Origin of the sequence: Pseudomonas sp. DVZ6 (genome assembly GCF_024259445.1) — a bacterium.
GTDB classification, from domain to species: domain Bacteria; phylum Pseudomonadota; class Gammaproteobacteria; order Pseudomonadales; family Pseudomonadaceae; genus Aquipseudomonas; species Aquipseudomonas peradeniyensis.
The window spans coordinates 204,543-221,808 of record NZ_JANCLM010000002.1; the positions used below are offsets into that span (position 1 = coordinate 204,543).

Below are 17,266 nucleotides of genomic sequence, written 5' to 3' on the forward strand. Positions count from 1 at the left end.
ACTACGGTTTCCTCGTTCTGGAAGCCCGCCCATGCAACTGTTCCTGCTCATCGCCACCGCCCACTTCCTCGCCCTGCTCTCCCCGGGTCCGGACTTCTTCCTGGTGGCCCGGACCTCGGCCAGCGCCGGTTGGCGGGTGGCCAGTGGCGCCTGCGCAGGCATCGCCCTGGCCAATGGCGTGTTCATCGGCGCGGCGTTCGCCGGGGTGTCGTTTCTGCGCGACGGCAGCCCGCTGTTCGTCGCCTTGCAACTGGCCGGCTGCGGCTACCTGCTGTACATCGGGCAACTGTTCCTGCGCCATGCTGGAAAGAGCGGCCTGACGGGGGCCTGCACCAACACTTCATCGCGCGCCAGAGGCTGGCTGAACAGCCTGGGCATGGGCTTCGCCTCGGGCATCCTCAACCCGAAGAACGCGCTGTTCTACGCCAGCCTGGCGAGCATGATCGCCAGCAGCAGCACCTTGGCCAAGCTGGCCTACGGCACCTGGATGTTCGCCATCGTCCTGGCCTGGGACCTGCTGGTGGCCGTGGCCATCGGCAATCAGCGGGTGCTGCGCCGCTTCGCCCGCGCCCTGCCCTGGCTGGAACGCGCCTCGGGGGTGATGCTGATCCTGCTCGCCAGCGGCGTGCTCATGCACCTGGCCCTGGGCTGAGCAACGTCAGCCCCCGCAGTTCGAGCAGGCTGAAATGGCCACGGCTCCAGCCGCCGGTGTCCAGGTGCCAGACATTGCCCAGCACCTTCACCTCCAGCACCGGCGTATGCCCGACCAGCAAGGCCCGCAGGCCCTTCACCGGCCGGCTGTCGCCCTCCTTCAGGCGCCGTCGCGACCACTGGCACACCTCGCGCACCTCGGGGTCATCCCCGGCCTGCAGGTTCACGCACAAACGCTCCCAGTCGTCGAACGGGCTGTCGGCGTGCAGCAGCCCAACCGGACCGTCGGGTGTGTCGACCTGCAACGCGATCGGCAACCGCTCGAACACCTCGACGAATCGCGCTTGCTCAGTTTTCGGCAGGTCGAGGAACCAGCCGCCGCCGGCCGCCCGGTACATGTCCAGGTCGACCCGACCACCGCGCAGGTGATTGACCGCCAGCGACTCGTGGTTGCCCTGCACCGCGTGGAACCAGGGCTTGGCCAGCCATTCCAGCGCCTGCGGGCTGGCCGGCCCGCGGTCGACCAGATCGCCGACGCTGAACAGGCGGTCGACCGCTGGATCGAATTCGACAGCTTCGAGGCATACTTGCAAGCGCTCGAAGTGCCCGTGAATATCGCCCACGGCCAGGTCACGCCCGCGGGTATTGGCGGTTATCCGCCGAAAAGCGCTCATTGCATCAGTCCTCTGCTTATGCCCCGTACCGGCGTAAAATAGGCCGGCAAGCCGCCCCACCCCGGAGGTGCATCATGCGTACCACCCTGGCCAGCGCCCTGTTGCTGGTGCTGGCATTCGACAGCATGGCACAGGGCACCCCGACCGCGCAGGTCGAGGTGCGTTTCGACCACCCGGAAAAATTCCGCGATGCCAGCCTCGACAACCGCGGCTACCCCCAGGGCGCCGACCCGCAGGTGATGAAGGCCATCACCCAGCACCTGCAGAAGCTCGGCCAGCGCTACCTGCGGCCAGGCCAGCAACTGGTCATCGACATCCGTGACATCGACCTGGCCGGGCGTTTCGAGCCGTGGCACAGCCAGGCCTATGATGTGCGCTTCATGCGCGAGGTCACCTGGCCCAGCATCGACCTCGACTACACCCTCCAGCAGCCCGGGCAACCCGCGCTCAAAGCCCAGGAACACCTGAGCGACAAGATGTACCTCAGCCGCCCGGGACGTCTGGGCAACAACGACCGGCTGTATGCGGAAAAGGCCATGCTTGGTGATTGGTTCCGTCAACGCTTCGCGCCGCCATCCTGATCGTTACAACGCCAGCCGGCGCAGGGCGATGGGCGCGATCAGCCGATGGAACGGCGCCACCGGCAGCATGTACAGGCGGCCCAGCCAGTTGTGCGTGCGCACCACGGTGCTGACCAGCACCTCGCACCGCCCGGGGGCTGTCGGGCGACGCATCAGGGCAATATGTACGTCCAAGTGGTGATCGCAATCGGCCAGCAGCACCTCATGCTCGCTGTTGTGGATCAAAGTAAAGATGCCCACCCGCTCTCCGGTTTGGTAGCTGTCCGGGGCGCGGGCCGGGTCGATGGCAGTCAACCGCCCCAGGTTCTTCAGCCCGAACAGCCCGACCAGGCGGTTGCGCAACACCATCATGTCGTCGATCCAGCCAGGCATGCTCGCCATCAGGCGCAGGAAGTGCGCCATGGCGGGCTGCCCATCGTCCGCCAGGTCGATTGCCCGGCAATGACGAAAGCCCGCCTGCGCGGCATGGGGGGCGATCAGCGAGTCGGCGGGGATGGCTGCGGCATGGGTCATTGTGGTCTCGTCCATGAAATCGACACATCGGCGCTGGGAGTCTGCGCCCGTCGATTGTATCCTCGTCAATCGACGACATGCCAAGGACGGATGCACCATGAGGACCTGCACACTGCGATCGGCGCCACAGACGGGCACTGCCGGGTTATCGGCCATATGAAATACGTGCTGGTGATCCTGGCCAGCTATGCCAGCGTCTGGTACCTGGTGGGCACCCTGATTCGCGGGCGCCTGGCCGATATCGCCGAAGGCCTTCGCCATCGCCCGGACGCCCCACCTCCAGGCCAGTACCTGCGAGAGGTCGAAGCCCACGCCCGCCGCGCCCACCGCCACTACAGCCTGTTCGCTGGCACGCTGCTGGCCCTCGCGTTGGCGCTGCTCTGCTTCTGGCTCGGCTGACGCCTAGAAATCTAGCGCCAGGCTCTGCCGCCCTTCCAGTGCCAGCAGGAACTGCTTGGCCGGCAGGCCGCCGGCGAAACCGGTGAGGCTACCCGAGGCACCAATCACCCGGTGGCATGGCGCGATGATCGAGATCGGGTTGCGCCCGTTGGCCGCGCCCACCGCTCGGACCGCATCAGGCTTGCCGATCTGCCTCGCGATCTCACCGTAGCTGCGGGTCTGGCCGAAGGGAATGGTCAACAACGCGGCCCAGACCTCACGCTGGAACTCGGTGCCGGCGAAATCCAGTTCCAGCTCGAAACGCTGGCGTTGCCCGGCAAAGTACTCGCCCAGCTGGCGGGCAGTCTCGCGCAGCACGCCGTGCTGGTCATCACGGTGCAGGTCGCCCAGGCGCACCCGGTTTTCCCGCTCGTGCTCCCACAGCACGGCGGCCAGCCGCTCGCCCCGCGCCACCAGGGTCAGGGTGCCGACAGGCGATTGCATGAGGGTGAAGGCACAGGACATGACAGGCTCCGGCAGGACGACGATCACTGCACTGTACCCATCGTGGCGCGCCGGCGCATCCGCTTTCTTGCCAGGTCATCGCCACTGGCCAGCCTGGGCCTGCGCCCCGTACACTCAGGCGCCACTCGTTTTTCAAAGGATGGAAACACAGTGACCGACGCATCGCCCGACATCGTCATCGAACGGTTTGCCGAGCGGCACTTGCAGGGCATCGCCGCGCTCTACAATGAACCGGCCGTGTGCCGCCAGGTGCTGCAGATGCCCTACCAGTCCGTCGAAGTCTGGCGCGAGCGCCTGGCCGCCTACCACGAACGCCAGGTCCGCCTGGTGGCGGTGCACAAGGGCCAGGTGATCGGCAATATCGGCCTCGACCAGAGCACACGCATCCGCCAGGCGCACCTGGGCGAGCTGCTCATGGGCGTTGCCCAGGCCTGGCAAGGCAAGGGCGTCGGCTCGCGGCTGATGACGGCCATCCTCGACATTGCCGACAACTGGATGAACCTGCGCCGGGTCCAGCTCACCGTCTACGCCGACAATGAACCGGCGCTGGCGCTGTATCGCAAGTTCGACTTCGAGACCGAAGGCCGGCTGCGCGATTACGGCGTGCGTGACGGGGTGTACGTCGATGCGCTGTGCATGGCGCGGATGCGTCAGTCGTAGAACACCATGCCCGCATAGGGTTTGACCCGACAGGCAGCCAGCCGCGACTGCAGATCGCCGACATGGGCTTCGAGCTGGTGGCCGTCCGGGTCGAGGAAGTACAGTGAGTCGCCCTCGCTGCTGTCCTGTTTCCACAGGCTCACAGCATGCTCATGCAAGCGCTGGGCAAATGCCGCGAAATCGGTCTGGCGGATGGAAAATGCGTAGTGGGTGTAGTTGCGCTGCAAGTCGCCCGCCTCGATCTGGTCGACCGACAGGCACAGCCAAAGGTCGCCCAGACTCAGGTAGGCACCACGGTCCCAGCGTGCATCGAGCTTGAAGCCCAAGATCTGCTGATAGAAGACGATGCTGTCTGGCAGGTTCGAAACCGCCAGGGTGAGATGGTTGAGTCCGTTCAACATGAGAGGCACCTTGAGGTGAAGTGGGGCGGGATCGCTTCACGAGGCGCGATGGAAACTGGCGCGCCCCGCTAAGCTGCGATCATACCCGCGAACACATCAGCGCGGCATCGAGCAGGCGCCCCTTGTCATACCAGGCATCCCGCTGATACGCCGAGAACTGCTGCCGCCCGGCGGAGCCTTGAACCTTGACCAGCCCCTCGGCCTTGTTCGGGTCAGTGCTGGCGACAAATAGCTCCAGGGCGTCCTGGTTCTGCACGACATAGGTCGTGGCCGTGTCGGGAAGCTCGGCCTTGACGCAGTTCAGGTACTCCGGCGGGCTTTTCGCGGTCATGCCGAAGGTGTTGTCGCGGCCCGCACGGATATCGGGATCGTGTGCGCAGCCCACCAGCAACAGGCTGGCGGCCACTGCCATCATCAAACGGCTCATACAGACTCCAACCACCCCAGCAGGAAGCCCTGGACAGGGTCAGACACCTACCACCCTTTTTAATAGTCTGCTTACGATCTACAAGACTAGCTCCGGGTGATGGGCGCGGTAGGCCGGTTCGCTATATCGCATCGCTTTCAGGCCGGCCTGTGGATTCGGTAGAGCACGTGCGGCCGCAATGCATTGCCTTCAGGCACCGTCGGGTCGGGGAAGTCCTCCGCCGGATCCGAACGCATACCCAACCGCTCCATCAAAGCCCGCGACGGGGTGTTGATGCTGGAGGTGTAGCCGATGACCTGCCTTAGCCCAAGCGTTGACCACGCGTGCTCCAGACACGCGCTGGCCGCCTCGAAGGCGTACCCCTGCCGCCAGTGGCTGCGCCCGAGGATCCAGCCGATTTCGACCTGCGGGCCGCCCGGTATCTCATCCCCGGTCAGGGACAGGCCAAGCCCGCCGACCAGCGCGCCATCGACCTTGCGTTCGACGGCGACGAAACCGAAACCATGGACCTGCAGATGGTGATCGCAGTCCGCGAGCATCGACCGGGTTTCATCGGGAGACAGTATCGCGGGATAGTAGTAGCGCCTGACTTCGGGGTCGGCATTGACGAGGGCAAAAGCCTCTATGTCCCGCTCGGCCCAGGGGCGCAGGACAAGACGCGGTGTTTCGATGAACATGGGTAAACTGAAACTCCCTTCTACCATGCACTCCTCGCATCGCCCCGAGCAAAAAACCACCCGTTCGATGCCTGCAAGGCGAAGGAATCTAGCACAGTCACAGGATTGCAGACGCAAGACTCCGGTCATCGATCGACCGGAGTCCATGCAGGTCAAGCGAACCCGATCAAGGTTTTCCGAACACGTAGAAACTCAGGTTGGCCGAACTCTTGCCGGCGGCGAACAAACCACGCAGATTGCTCATCGAAACGCTGCGAATGTTGAAGGTCTCCTGGGCGGAGTAGTTCGCATCGATACTGACGTACTGCAGGTTCTTGTCGCTGCCACCCCATGCCAAACAAGAAGGTTGCAGGAAGCAAAGCTACAGGCATCACCAGCGTGGGAGCGGGCTTGCCCCGCGATGCAGTGCATGGCACCACGAAGGTCACTCAGGGTCGTTTGTTGATCCGGACTGTCACGGCGCCGAAGAACATGAGCATCGAACCGACATACAGAAACACAAGATCAACGCCGGGGAACGCGGCCGTTCCTGCAAGCCAGGCGACCAACAGGCCCGCACCGACAATGCAGCGTTGCCGAGCGGTGAATCGCTCACTCGTGGCTTTTACACGGTCCATCCACGCCATCCACAGACTCCCGATCAGGTAAGCGGCGCAGCATATCACCCTGGCCACGCGCTACCACCTCGAGGTGAGCGCTAATCAATCAACCCTGAACCGAACGACCGCCGTGCGCCTGGCCCCGATTCAGGGGGCTGATCCCCAGGATTGGGATCAGGCACTGGCTTGCAGGAACATGAAGATCGCCACCACATCCACAGCCAGCACGGCAGCCACGACGAAGCTCATGAAATAGAAGTCATCCTGGAACATGTCAACTCTCCCCGCATGATCGGTTTCCTGGGATCAAGCAACTCCCATTCCAGCCTGCCTGCGCCAGAATCACGTCCATTGGTCAGGCAAGACGGGCATTTCGGGCAAACAGGCGCTTACTGATAGTCGTGCCCTCCGGCTCTCGCAAGGATGCCCATCAAGGTGTGCCCCGATGAGACGCATCCAGAAGATCATCCAGCAGCGCCGTCGGCAGCTGCATGTCCACATTCCGCCCAGCGAATTAAAGGGAATGCAGTGTGGCGATGGGCCCGGCGCGGCGACACCGTTGCCGCCGCGAGAGGTTCGCCAGGCAGTAATGAGAAGAGCCGCGCTTGAGGGATCGACCACTGACTGAACAGACCCTGCTCAAGCTGTTAGAGTGAGCCAGATCCAGTGAGGTCTGTTTACCAGGTTGGCGATAGACACCTGCCCGACCCAGACAGGCGATGCCAGGAGGCAATCAATGCAGCCGATCACTTTGCGCAAAGCGCTCCCTCAGGGTGCGCTGTGTCTTGCCGCACTGGGTATTCGCGGGAGTGCCATGGTCGTGGCGTACCAAGCCCAAACCAGGACTGCCCGATAAAGCCCCATGGCACTGTCACTACTCGATACGGGTCAGCCGAAGACTTCCATCGGAAGGAAGCAGTATCCGGTAAGCCTCATGTGCGCCTGGCTTGAGTTCGGAGTTTTGCGAGGTCGCAATGTTCGGACACATGCCGGCACCGGTCTCCAGGCGGAAGAAATAGGATCCTGGTGCGAGGTGGATGCGAATACCCTCGCCGGACCTGATGGCGAAGGCCTTGCGGTTGTTCACATAGACAACATGGCTGCAGCCCGAGCCGTAGAACCCTTCGTCGCGCAGGAAGGTCACCGTCGACTCATCTGCCGACACTTTACGGGTAACCGCCTGGTCGTAAATCCGTTCAGCCGGAACCTGCTTGGCGCTTCCCTCGGAAATGGGCGTCGTGGAACACCCTGCCAGCAGGACCAACGACGCCAGGCCAATCAATATGCGCATACCACTCTCCTTGTTCGGGCCCGAAATCTAACACAACAGGGTCCGGGTCGGTGCCCCTGGTAGAACGCAACAAAAAAGCCCGACACGATGGTCGGGCTCCAGGTTCGAGAGTTACAACCTTCCAGGCTCCGCCGATGCATTCACGGCAAGTTTGCTGGCCGGGTCAAAAGTGCAGGCGTACTTGTGTCTCAGGAACGTTCCGAAACCGTTCTGGAACTTGACCTCATCACCCAGGTAGATGATCTCTCCACGCTTCTGATCACCCCAGGCAAGCTTCGTGAAAATAGGCGTAGTCATGCCGTCGGTCCATTCATAATCGAATTTTGCGAGCTGTTGGATGGCTGGTTGGCAGGCCATTATCGCGTCGAACTGGTTTTTCTCAGCCCAGCACTGAAGATCGTGTCTGCACGCGCTGGCTACTTTCGCCTTGGTAGCCTCGGCCTGCTCGACCTTCTGCTTCTCGGCTGCGGCGATTTCGTCCTTGTGTCTGGCATAGCCCGCCGCATCAAGACCCAGTGCACTGGCCGCCTGGTGTTCCTCGACACTGGCGAAACCCTGCTTGGTCGCTTGCCTGATGTCGCCACCCTTGACCACCGCCACCCCTGTGCCGACAAAAAAAGCTACGAAAGCGATGAGAAGACATGCGCCTACGTGCACTTTCGGCTCTGAGGTCCTGGGGATCACCTTCCATATGAGCGGACAGAAGAATGCTGTCGCGACTATGCCCAGCAAGCCTGCGATGACACTGGTAGAGAACCATGCAATGCTCACGAAGCCTGCAATGATGACCAGGAACCAGCAAACGACCTTTCCTATTACTTTCCCCATGGGGCACTCCTTTGTTGAGGCGTCATGGTAAATCAAAGTGCCAGTACCGGAAACCTGCAAAACCGATGAAAGCCGCATAGTCAGGGGCTCGGGAACGCAACAGTGCGTCAGGCAGTCCTGCACATTCTTGTCCAGTGCCCCCCATACAACTGTCGTCGCACCCATGCGACAATAGGCGCAATGTCTGGCCTCAACTCCCGCATTTTTCACCCAACAGCTGGGTCACAGCGTGCGAATGCTGCTGTCGACGCATGCGCGTTGGCTCAACTCAAGCTCCGACTGGAGCGAGCTGGACACGCTCAGGATTGGTATCAGATCGGTATCAGCTGAAAATCCAGCCGCGTAATGAGCTCTGTGGCGCGCCCATCCGGATCTGTGGCCAGGGCCGACTGGTCGCCCAGTTCATCAAGCCACGGCTATGGATTGCCAGACCAGTACCGCCCGGCGGGCTATGCTTTGGCTCAAGCAGGAGAACGGGACATGTGCGGAAGGCTAAGCCAGTACCGCGGGATCCATGACTTCGTTGCGACCCTGAGCATGCCGGAGACCTGGCGCAACAACGTCGGTGACCAGGACCTGGGGCGGTACAACGTTGCGCCGACCACGCAGGTCGCCGTGCTCCGAGTAGATGACGCAGGTCCGCGTGCGGACCTGGTGAGGTGGGGATGGCGGCCACACTGGGCGCAAGACCGTGCCGCGCCTATCAATGCCCGCGTCGAGAAGGTCGCGCACGGCCCGTTTTTCAGGGCGATCTGGCCGCATCGAGCGATCACACCGGTAGATGGCTGGTATGAGTGGCTGGACGAAGGTGGGCCGAAGAAGCAGCCCTACTACATCCGCCGGCGGGATGGACGCCCTGCCCTGTGCGCAGCGGTTGGTCAGTTCACCGGTGCCGAGCATGACGGGTTCGTGATCATCACCGCCGATGCCCAGGGCGGCCTGGTCGACGTGCACGACCGGCGACCGGTGGTGCTGTCATCTGGCCTGGCGATCGAATGGATGTCCGCCCCTTTATCCAGCGATCACGCCGAGCAGTTGCTGCTCAACCTGGGCGAGCCGGCGGAGACGTTCAAGTGGCACCGGGTGGGCGCTGAAGTGGGTAACGCACGCAACCAAGGGCAGGAGCTGATCAAGCCGGTTCAGTGAAGGATACAGATGGCTCGTTCCATCTCAATCTGCAGCTGTCCATATAGCCAGCTCATAGCCATCTAGGTCGATGAAATGGAATCGCTTTCCACCTGGGAACGAAAACACTTCCCGGCTGATCTTGCCGCCCGCCGCCACTACAGTGTTCTCGGCCTTGGCAAGATCGTCTGCGTACAGGATGACCAAAGGCCCTCCTGGCCTGACCGGCTCGCCCGTGGTGAAGCCGCCGGTAAGCCGACCATCACTGAACTCGGTGTATGTCGGACCGTAATCCATGAAGGTCCAACCGAACACCGCGCCGTAAAAATCCTTGCTGCGCTTGATGTCGCTGACGTTGAACTCGATGTTGTCGATCTGACGATCCTTCCCTCGATTGCTCATTGGCACCTCCCTGTTGGAGGCAGGAATCTACCATGGTTTGTCTGCGACCGGCTTCGATGTCAGCGCACGACCACCAGGAAGGCATGGCCTGCAACGACCTCTATACCGACACTGGCCAGATTGGGGAAAACCCTGGAACTACTTGCTTTAATTATTCCATGGTCTTAACTGCGTAACACAATTATCCAAGTTAGCCACCCATGAGCTAACCTAACTACTAGTCACAAGTAGCAGTGGCAAGTCTGCAAATTGTAAATAGGGAGCCAACTCATGGAATCTATAACCCAAAGGGATTTAAAACATGAAACTCACGATCACAAACGGCGCAAGCACATCCATTGACGTTGCAGTCAGTACATGGCGCAACGACGGCAATGACAGTTACTACTCAATCGCGCAGGCGGAGTCTGATACCTGGGACCGCAGCGACGCACGAGGGTACTTGATGGCCGTGAAAATGAACGCCCAAGTGAAAACCTACTATATCTCCCAAACCAGCAAGATCGTTGTTGAAGACAACCTTGTAAAGGACCATGGCCAAACGCTCAATCCGCTATATGCAGTAAATAACATGTAACACCCGCAGCCGTTACCAACTGCAGAATGACTGGCACGCTGTCCAGTGCTGGTCATTCTGTATGGCCCCGTACCGTAGCTACTCGATGAATAAATAGAATGAAAAGGATGCTCGCAATGAGGTCCTTTCCATCCGTACGTTCAAATTTGGAATGATCAAGCGCTCAACACCACAAAAAAAGGCGCGGCGCCTGGCAGGCTTTCGACCAATGGCCTAGAAGCCCTGCGACCCCACAAGCCCATTTGTGTTCCAGCCGAGCAAAGGTGGGCTGTGGATCAGCGAACCAAGTGTTACAATCCGCCACTTCAAATCAGCGCCCAAGGCGCTGGACATCCGTGAACGCCGGCAGTAAGACACCCGCCACACCTACGCAACCATGTGCCTGATAGCAGGGATGAACCGAAGCGTTCATCGCGAACCCGCTCGGCCATGGCGTCGAGATGTTGCTCTCTACCTACGCGAAATGGATCAGCTCCTCCTCGGACTGGAGGGAGCTGGAGAAGCTGCCGCCCCGAGTCGAATTGGCCAAGAACTGGCCAAAAACTGACGAGAGGGCCTAAATACACCTCTGGAACCCCCGCAGGACAAGCACTTGATTTCTACCGCCAACATCACCATGCAGTTCGGCTCCAAGCCCCTGTTCGAAAACGTCTCGGTCAAATTCAACAACGGCAACCGCTACGGCCTGATCGGCGCCAACGGTTGCGGCAAGTCGACCTTCATGAAGATCCTCGGCGGCGACCTGGAGCCGTCCGGCGGCCAGGTGATGCTCGAACCCAACACCCGCCTGGGCAAGCTGCGCCAGGATCAGTTCGCCTACGAAGAGTTCGCCGTGATCGACACGGTGATCATGGGCCACGAGCAGCTGTGGAAGGTCAAGGCCGAGCGCGACCGCATCTATTCGCTGCCGGAGATGAGCGAGGAAGACGGCATGGCCGTCGCCGAGCTGGAAACCGAATTCGCCGAGATGGACGGCTACACCGCCGAATCCCGCGCCGGCGAGCTGCTGCTGGGCCTGGGTATCCCGCTGGAACAGCACTTCGGCCCGATGAGCGAAGTGGCCCCGGGCTGGAAGCTGCGCGTGCTGCTGGCCCAGGCGCTGTTCTCCGATCCGGACGTGCTGCTGCTCGACGAACCGACCAACCACCTGGACATCAACACCATCCGCTGGCTGGAAACGATCCTCACGGCGCGTAACAGCACCATGATCATCATTTCCCACGACCGTCACTTCCTCAACAGCGTCTGCACCCACATGGCCGACCTGGACTACGGTGAGCTGCGCCTGTTCCCGGGCAACTACGACGAGTACATGACCGCCGCGACCCAGTCCCGCGAGCAGCTGCTGTCGGACAACGCCAAGAAGAAAGCCCAGATCGCCGAACTGCAGACCTTCGTCAGCCGCTTCTCGGCCAACGCCTCGAAAGCCAAGCAGGCCACCTCGCGCGCCAAGCAGATCGACAAGATCCAGCTGGCCGAGGTCAAGCCGTCGAGCCGGGTCAGCCCGTTCATCCGCTTCGAGCAGACCAAGAAACTGCACCGCCAGGCAGTGATCGTCGACAAGATGGCCAAGGCCTTCGACGACAAGGTGCTGTTCAAGGACTTCAGCTTCACCATCGAAGCCGGCGAGCGCGTGGCCATCATCGGCCCCAACGGTATCGGCAAGACCACCCTGCTGCGCACCCTGGTCGGTGAGATGACCCCGGACAAGGGCGAAGTGAAGTGGACCGACAGCGCCGAGGTGGGCTATTACGCCCAGGATCACGCCCACGACTTCGAAGACGACGTGACCCTGTTCGACTGGATGGGCCAGTGGACCAGCGGCGAGCAGGTGATTCGCGGCACCCTGGGGCGCATGCTGTTCTCCAACGATGAGATCCTCAAGTCGGTGAAGGTGATCTCCGGTGGTGAGCAGGGCCGCATGCTGTTCGGCAAGCTGATCCTGCAAAAACCCAACGTGCTGGTGATGGACGAACCGACCAACCACCTGGACATGGAATCGATCGAGGCGCTGAACCTGGCGCTGGAGAACTATCCGGGCACCCTGCTGTTCGTCAGCCACGACCGTGAGTTCGTGTCGTCGCTGGCCACCCGCATCATCGAGCTGACGGCCGATGGCGTGGTGGACTTCAGCGGCACCTACGACGACTACCTGCGCAGCCAGGGTGTGGTGGTCTGAGCCAACGCTGAGTAACCTTCATCGCGGGGCGAGTCCGCTCTCATAACCCGCCCTTTCAAGTGTCGATAATTGGCGCCCGACTTGGATTTGCCAGGGCTGCTTTGCAGCCCTTTCGCGGCACAAGGCCGCTCCTACAGGGCGTGTGGTCTCCTGTAGGAGCGGCCTTGTGCCGCGAAAGGGTCGCAAAGCGACCCCGGCACAAAACCTTGAAAGGGCTGGCTCTCACAACGGTATTTGACATGCTTGTGGGAGCAACTGTCTTGCACTGCCTGCGGCCAATTAGTTAGCCTGCTTTCTTTTCCGTCGCGCAGCGGCCATGATGGGCACAGCCCCACCGCCCGCCCGCGAACGAGCCCCATGACCGCGCCACACGCCTCCAGCGTCACCCTGCAGATCCTCTCGATCGTCTTCTACACCTTCATCGCCTTCCTCTGCATCGGCCTGCCAATCGCGGTGCTGCCTGGGCATGTGCACGACCAGCTGGGCTTCGGCGCGGTGATCGCCGGCCTGACCATCGGCCTGCAGTACCTGGCCACCCTGCTCAGCCGGCCCTTCGCCGGACGGGTGGCGGACACCCTCGGCGGCAAGCGCGCGATCCGCTACGGCCTGTACGGCATCGCCGGCTGTGGCGTGCTGACCCTGCTGTCGGCCTGGACCTTGACCCTGCCCTGGCTGAGCCTGGCACTGCTGCTGGGCGGCCGGCTGTTGCTGGGCATCGCCCAGGGGTTGATCGGCGTCGCGACGCTGAGCTGGGGGATCGGCCAGGTTGGGCCGGAACATACTGCCCAGGTCATTTCCTGGAACGGCATCGCCTCCTATGGCGCCATCGCCATCGGCGCGCCCGCCGGCGTGCTGCTGGTGGGTGGCCTGAGCTTCGCCGTGCTCGGTCCGGCACTGCTGGGCTTGGCGCTGCTGGCCCTGTTGGTGCTGCGCACCCGGCCGGACGTGGTGGTGGTGCGCGGCGAACGGTTGCCGTTCTGGTCGGCGTTCGGCCGCGTCGCGCCCTGCGGCGTGGGACTGACCCTGGCGTCGATCGGCTACGGCACCCTGACCACCTTCGTCACCCTGTACTACCTCGAGCGTGGCTGGGTTGGCGCCGCCTGGTGCCTGAGCGCCTTCGGCCTGTGCTTCATCCTGTCGCGGCTGCTGTTCGTCAATGCGGTCAACCGCTTCGGCGGCTACAACGTGGCCATCGTCTGCATGGCCACCGAGGTGCTCGGGCTGACCTTGCTATGGCTGGCGCCGTCGCCTTTGTGGGCGATGGTCGGTGCCGGGCTGACCGGCTTCGGCCTGTCGCTGGTGTACCCGGCCCTGGGCGTCGAGGCGATCCGCCAGGTGCCCAGCAGCAGTCGTGGCGCCGGGCTGGGCGCCTACGCGGTGTTCTTCGACCTGGCGCTGGCCATCGCCGGCCCGGTGATGGGCGCGGTGGCGGTGCACCTAGGCTATGCCTCGATCTTCTGCGTCGCCGCCCTGCTCGCCCTGTCAGGGGTGGGCCTGACCCTGCTGCTGGCCCGCCGCGGCTGAACGCTCGGCGGGCTCCGGCGCGCCCAGTGCCTGGCTGAAGAAGGCGGTGGTCTCGCTGCGCAGCGAACGATGGATATGCCGACGGTCGACGCCCTCGGCGTCCTTGCACAGCACTGGCATGCGCTGGTGCTGCTCGTCGTCGCACGGGGCCATGAACACGAAGTGTCCGGCACCGGCCAGCAGACGGTAGTCGGGCGTGACCGGCAGCTTGCGCGCCAGGGCATCGGCGTTATGCTCCAGGGCCAGGAGCTGGTCGTTGTCACCGCTGTAGATCAGTGCGGGCACCTGCACGCCAGCCAGGGCGTGGCGGCCGAACATCAGGCTCAACGGCGCCATCAGCATCACCGCGCCCACCCGGGGGTCGGCGCGGGGCGCCAGCTCGCTGTGATCGGCGATCAGCACGCCATGGGTCTTGCAGGCGTCAGCGTCAGTGGGGCGTTGCTCGCAATAGCGGCGCAGGCGTTCGAGGTCAGGACGTGCGCCGGACAGGATCAGCGCGGTCTCGCCGCCGGCGGAATAGCCGATCACCCCGACCTTGCCATCGTTCAGGTACGGCGCGAGCAGCCTGTCATTTCGCGCCGCGGTGATCGCGGCGCTGATTTGCAGCGGCCGGCCATAAAGGTTGCTGAGGGTACCCAAACGACTGTGGTCACGGTTGTTATCGCCGGGGTGGACCACCGCCACCACCACGAACCCCTGGCGGGCCAGGCCATTGGCCAGGTCATGCAAGGCCATCGGGCTGCCGGTATTGCCGTGGGAGATCACCAGCAGCGGGAACTGGCCCATGGCTACCGGCGCCTCTTCGGCGACACGGGTCTGATAGCCCTCGATGCGCTCCGGATGCGCCTCGCCGCTGGAGGGGTAGAACACCAACGCCTGCATGGGCCGGGCGTCCACCGGGTCGCTGAAGGTCAGGCGGTGCAAGCCGGCGGCCCACGGCGCCGCGTCGGCGCGGGCCAGCAGACCGCCCAGCAGCAACAGCGCCATCAGCATGCGGGTTCGCTTCATCGCAGGGCGCTCCTCGTCGCAAGGCACTGCGCGGTGCTCAGGTATGGGTGCCAGCATAGAACCCGGCGCGCCGGCGGCACATGAAAACTGGATGAAAAAAGCCGACTGGCGCGCTGGGCGGCAGTCGGCTTTAGGTGCGCAATGGCGATCAGGCGGCAGCGAACAGCTCACCTGCGATCTGCGCCTGGGCGGCGTCGATGGCCTTGGCACGGTGTTCCGGGCCGTAGGCCAGGCCATGGGCGCGAACGATTTCCAGGTCGGTGATGCCGATAAAGCCGAGGAACACCTTGAGGAAGTCTTCATGGCCGACGCCGGTAGGCTGGCCCTGATGCAGGCCGCCAGCGGTGGACACCAGGATCACCTTCTTGTCGCCGCACAGGCCTTCAGGGCCGGCCTCGGTGTAGCGGAAGGTCTTGCCGGCCACCGCCACGCGGTCGATCCAGGCCTTGAGCTGGGTCGGCACGGTGAAGTTGTACATCGGCGCGCCGATCACCACGGCGTCGGCGGCGAGGAATTCTTCCAGGGTCTCGGCGCTCAACTTGGCCTCGTGGGCCTGGGCAGCGTCGCGCATCTCTTCCGGGGTACCGGCGGCTACCAGAGTGGCGGCGGAGAAGTGGCTGATGGCGTCGGCGGCCAGGTCACGGTAAACCACTTCGAGGCTCGGGTCAGCAGCTTTCCAGGCCTCGACCACTTCGCGGCTCAGCTGGCGGGAGGCGGAATTGTCGCCCAGGATGCTCGAATCGATATGCAACAGTTTCATGGGACTCTCCTGTGAATGAAGACCGCGGCGGTGGGCGATCACGATGGGAGCAATCCTATAGGCACATCGAATAGCTGATAAGTCGGTAAAAACGCGTTAGTTTGTTCCACTGATGGAACAATGAGACAGCCAAATGCAAGACCTCAACGACCTCTTCTACTTCGCCCGGGTGGTCGAAGCCGGTGGTTTCGCCGCCGCCGGGCGCCAGCTGGGCATCCCCAAGTCACGCCTGTCGCGGCGCATCGCCGAGCTGGAGGAGCGCCTGGGCACCCGCCTGCTGCAGCGCACCACCCGGCAGCTCAAGCTCACCGCCGTGGGCGAGCGCTACCTGAACCATTGCCAGGCCATGCTGCTGGAGGCGGAAATGGCCGACGAGGTGGTGGCCAGCATGTCCAGCGAGCCCCGCGGCCGCCTGCGGGTGTCCTGCCCGGTGGCCCTGGCCCACGCCTTCCTGCCGGATGTGGTCAGCCGCTTTCTTGCCCAGTACCCCCTGGTGCAGCTGGACATGGTGCTGCTCAACCGCCGGGTCGACCTGATCTCCGAAGGCATCGACGTGGCCCTGCGGGTACGCGACCTGGGTGACGAGGACCCGGCGCTGGTCACCCGCCGCCTGCGCCAGGCGCAGATGCAGTTGGTGGCGGCGCCTGGCTTTGCCGACCATATCCGCGAACCCGCCGAGCTGGCCACCCTGCCAGTGCTAGGCGCGGCCGAGGCCGACCGCCTGGTGCACTTCCGTTTGCATGGGCCGCACGGGCGCCAGGAGGACGTTGCCCTGGAGCCGCGGCTGGCCATCGACGATTTCGTCGTGCGCAACGCCGCGGTACGCGCCGGGCTGGGCTTCACCGCCCTGCCGTCGATGTTCTGCGAGGAGGAACTGGCCCGTGGCGAACTGGTGCGCCTGCTGCCAGACTGGTCGCTGCCCGGCGGCTACCTGCAGGCGGTCTACCCGCACCGCCGCGGCCTGCTGCCGGCGGTACGCGCGTGGATCGATCACCTGGCGGTCTCGTTCGAGGCCTGTGGAGAGCGTTATGTCTGAGAAAAGGATGTCCGAGGATCAGGTGGCGGCGCTGTGCCTGGCCCTGCCCGGGGCGCGGGAAGACTATAAATGGGGCGGCATCCGGGTGTTCTCGGTGGCCGGCAACAAGATGTTCGCCGTGCAGGACCTGGGCGGCGCCGGCTTGTCGTTCAAGGTGGCCGACGAGCTGTTCCTCGGCTACTGCGACCGCCCCGGCATTCGCCCGGCGCCTTACCTGGCGCGGGCGAAATGGATCAGCATGCTGCCGCCCTACCCCATGGGCCGCGACGAGCTGAGCGACCTGCTGCGCCGGTCGCACCAATTGGTGGTGGGGCGGTTGCCCAAGGGCCAGCAGGTTGGGTTGTTGCTTGGGGCGGACGAGGTTCCTTAGGGTGATCGGCGTTGTAGTTGCAGCGCCTGTCAAATCGAGCGCCGCCCGCGCGGCGCATCGCGGCACAAGGCCGCTCCTAC

Annotated in this window: 23 protein-coding genes; 10 read left to right on the plus strand and 13 right to left on the minus strand. The window is 63.3% G+C overall.

Going from position 1 to position 17,266, the window contains the following annotated elements; translation table 11 throughout:
- Positions 1–31: 31 nt before the first annotated feature.
- Positions 32–652, plus strand: coding sequence for a LysE family translocator (locus NMG10_RS02295; protein WP_254463737.1), 621 nt, complete (start codon positions 32–34; stop codon positions 650–652).
- Here the strand turns inward: NMG10_RS02295 and NMG10_RS02300 are convergent.
- Positions 630–1,325: a metallophosphoesterase gene (locus tag NMG10_RS02300; RefSeq protein ID WP_254463739.1), complete on the minus strand. Its 696-nt coding sequence runs from the start codon at positions 1,323–1,325 to the stop codon at positions 630–632. The two genes, NMG10_RS02295 and NMG10_RS02300, sit on opposite strands and share 23 nt — an antisense overlap.
- A gap of 74 nt (positions 1,326–1,399) precedes the next feature.
- On the opposite strand from NMG10_RS02300, the gene NMG10_RS02305 reads away from it, so the two are divergent.
- Positions 1,400–1,906 (plus strand): DUF3016 domain-containing protein, encoded by a 507-nt coding sequence (locus NMG10_RS02305; protein ID WP_254463741.1) that lies wholly within the window; start codon positions 1,400–1,402, stop codon positions 1,904–1,906.
- 3 nt (positions 1,907–1,909) lie between these two features.
- Here the strand turns inward: NMG10_RS02305 and NMG10_RS02310 are convergent, their stop codons facing one another.
- On the minus strand, positions 1,910–2,434 hold the full coding sequence (locus NMG10_RS02310) for a DUF2867 domain-containing protein (protein ID WP_254463742.1): 525 nt from the start codon (positions 2,432–2,434) through the stop codon (positions 1,910–1,912).
- Positions 2,435–2,575: 141 nt separating this feature from the next.
- On the opposite strand from NMG10_RS02310, the gene NMG10_RS02315 reads away from it, so the two are divergent.
- Positions 2,576–2,818: a hypothetical protein gene (locus NMG10_RS02315; protein ID WP_203646606.1), complete on the plus strand. Its 243-nt coding sequence runs from the start codon at positions 2,576–2,578 to the stop codon at positions 2,816–2,818.
- A 3-nt stretch (positions 2,819–2,821) separates the two neighbouring features.
- Here the strand turns inward: NMG10_RS02315 and NMG10_RS02320 are convergent, their stop codons facing one another.
- Positions 2,822–3,322 (minus strand): methylated-DNA--[protein]-cysteine S-methyltransferase, encoded by a 501-nt coding sequence (locus NMG10_RS02320; protein WP_254463744.1) that lies wholly within the window; start codon positions 3,320–3,322, stop codon positions 2,822–2,824.
- 150 nt (positions 3,323–3,472) lie between these two features.
- Between NMG10_RS02320 and NMG10_RS02325 the strand changes: the two genes are divergently transcribed.
- Positions 3,473–3,982 (plus strand): GNAT family N-acetyltransferase, encoded by a 510-nt coding sequence (locus NMG10_RS02325; RefSeq protein ID WP_254463746.1) that lies wholly within the window; start codon positions 3,473–3,475, stop codon positions 3,980–3,982.
- On the opposite strand, the gene fos is transcribed toward NMG10_RS02325, so the two are convergent.
- The 7 genes from fos to NMG10_RS02360 form a co-directional block, all read right to left on the minus strand.
- A complete protein-coding gene (fos, locus tag NMG10_RS02330; RefSeq protein WP_254463748.1) occupies positions 3,973–4,383 on the minus strand; it encodes a fosfomycin resistance glutathione transferase in 411 nt (136 codons plus the stop codon). The two genes, NMG10_RS02325 and fos, sit on opposite strands and share 10 nt — an antisense overlap.
- 79 nt (positions 4,384–4,462) lie before the next feature.
- Complete coding sequence (locus NMG10_RS02335) at positions 4,463–4,810, minus strand: hypothetical protein (protein WP_232857654.1); 348 nt, start codon at positions 4,808–4,810, stop codon at positions 4,463–4,465.
- A 137-nt stretch (positions 4,811–4,947) separates the two neighbouring features.
- Complete coding sequence (locus NMG10_RS02340) at positions 4,948–5,487, minus strand: GNAT family N-acetyltransferase (RefSeq protein WP_203646612.1); 540 nt, start codon at positions 5,485–5,487, stop codon at positions 4,948–4,950.
- Between the two features lie 166 nt (positions 5,488–5,653).
- Positions 5,654–5,824 (minus strand): hypothetical protein, encoded by a 171-nt coding sequence (locus tag NMG10_RS02345; RefSeq protein WP_254463751.1) that lies wholly within the window; start codon positions 5,822–5,824, stop codon positions 5,654–5,656.
- Between the two features lie 91 nt (positions 5,825–5,915).
- Positions 5,916–6,113 (minus strand): hypothetical protein, encoded by a 198-nt coding sequence (locus NMG10_RS02350; protein WP_203646616.1) that lies wholly within the window; start codon positions 6,111–6,113, stop codon positions 5,916–5,918.
- A gap of 847 nt (positions 6,114–6,960) precedes the next feature.
- Positions 6,961–7,377, minus strand: coding sequence for a hypothetical protein (locus NMG10_RS02355; RefSeq protein ID WP_254463752.1), 417 nt, complete (start codon positions 7,375–7,377; stop codon positions 6,961–6,963).
- Positions 7,378–7,488: 111 nt separating this feature from the next.
- On the minus strand, positions 7,489–8,205 hold the full coding sequence (locus NMG10_RS02360; protein ID WP_254463754.1) for a hypothetical protein: 717 nt from the start codon (positions 8,203–8,205) through the stop codon (positions 7,489–7,491).
- A 480-nt stretch (positions 8,206–8,685) separates the two neighbouring features.
- Here NMG10_RS02360 and NMG10_RS02365 point away from each other — a divergent pair, with 480 nt between their 5' ends.
- A complete protein-coding gene (locus NMG10_RS02365; protein WP_254463756.1) occupies positions 8,686–9,351 on the plus strand; it encodes an SOS response-associated peptidase in 666 nt (221 codons plus the stop codon).
- Positions 9,352–9,375: 24 nt separating this feature from the next.
- Here the strand turns inward: NMG10_RS02365 and NMG10_RS02370 are convergent, their stop codons facing one another.
- Positions 9,376–9,732 carry a VOC family protein gene (locus NMG10_RS02370; protein ID WP_254463758.1) on the minus strand — a complete coding sequence of 119 codons (357 nt, stop codon included), beginning with the start codon at positions 9,730–9,732 and terminating at the stop codon, positions 9,376–9,378.
- A gap of 301 nt (positions 9,733–10,033) precedes the next feature.
- On the opposite strand from NMG10_RS02370, the gene NMG10_RS02375 reads away from it, so the two are divergent.
- The 3 genes from NMG10_RS02375 to NMG10_RS02385 all read left to right on the plus strand — a co-directional run bounded on the left by NMG10_RS02375 (position 10,034) and on the right by NMG10_RS02385 (position 14,012).
- Positions 10,034–10,309, plus strand: coding sequence for a hypothetical protein (locus tag NMG10_RS02375; protein ID WP_110738875.1), 276 nt, complete (start codon positions 10,034–10,036; stop codon positions 10,307–10,309).
- A gap of 592 nt (positions 10,310–10,901) precedes the next feature.
- Positions 10,902–12,488 (plus strand): ABC-F family ATPase, encoded by a 1,587-nt coding sequence (locus NMG10_RS02380; RefSeq protein WP_232857669.1) that lies wholly within the window; start codon positions 10,902–10,904, stop codon positions 12,486–12,488.
- 357 nt (positions 12,489–12,845) lie between these two features.
- Positions 12,846–14,012: an MFS transporter gene (locus tag NMG10_RS02385; RefSeq protein WP_203646628.1), complete on the plus strand. Its 1,167-nt coding sequence runs from the start codon at positions 12,846–12,848 to the stop codon at positions 14,010–14,012.
- On the opposite strand, the gene NMG10_RS02390 is transcribed toward NMG10_RS02385, so the two are convergent.
- Together NMG10_RS02390 and NMG10_RS02395 are read right to left on the minus strand one after the other, a co-directional pair.
- Positions 13,971–15,020: a dienelactone hydrolase gene (locus NMG10_RS02390; RefSeq protein WP_203646630.1), complete on the minus strand. Its 1,050-nt coding sequence runs from the start codon at positions 15,018–15,020 to the stop codon at positions 13,971–13,973. The genes NMG10_RS02385 and NMG10_RS02390 overlap by 42 nt on opposite strands.
- Before the next feature lie 148 nt (positions 15,021–15,168).
- On the minus strand, positions 15,169–15,780 hold the full coding sequence (locus tag NMG10_RS02395) for an FMN-dependent NADH-azoreductase (RefSeq protein WP_062363121.1): 612 nt from the start codon (positions 15,778–15,780) through the stop codon (positions 15,169–15,171).
- A gap of 133 nt (positions 15,781–15,913) precedes the next feature.
- Between NMG10_RS02395 and NMG10_RS02400 the strand changes: the two genes are divergently transcribed.
- Complete coding sequence (locus tag NMG10_RS02400) at positions 15,914–16,816, plus strand: LysR substrate-binding domain-containing protein (RefSeq protein ID WP_232857674.1); 903 nt, start codon at positions 15,914–15,916, stop codon at positions 16,814–16,816.
- Positions 16,809–17,186, plus strand: a complete 378-nt coding sequence (locus NMG10_RS02405; RefSeq protein ID WP_232857676.1) for an MmcQ/YjbR family DNA-binding protein — start codon at positions 16,809–16,811, stop codon at positions 17,184–17,186. Before NMG10_RS02400 ends, NMG10_RS02405 begins: the two co-directional genes overlap by 8 nt.
- Positions 17,187–17,266: the final 80 nt, after the last annotated feature.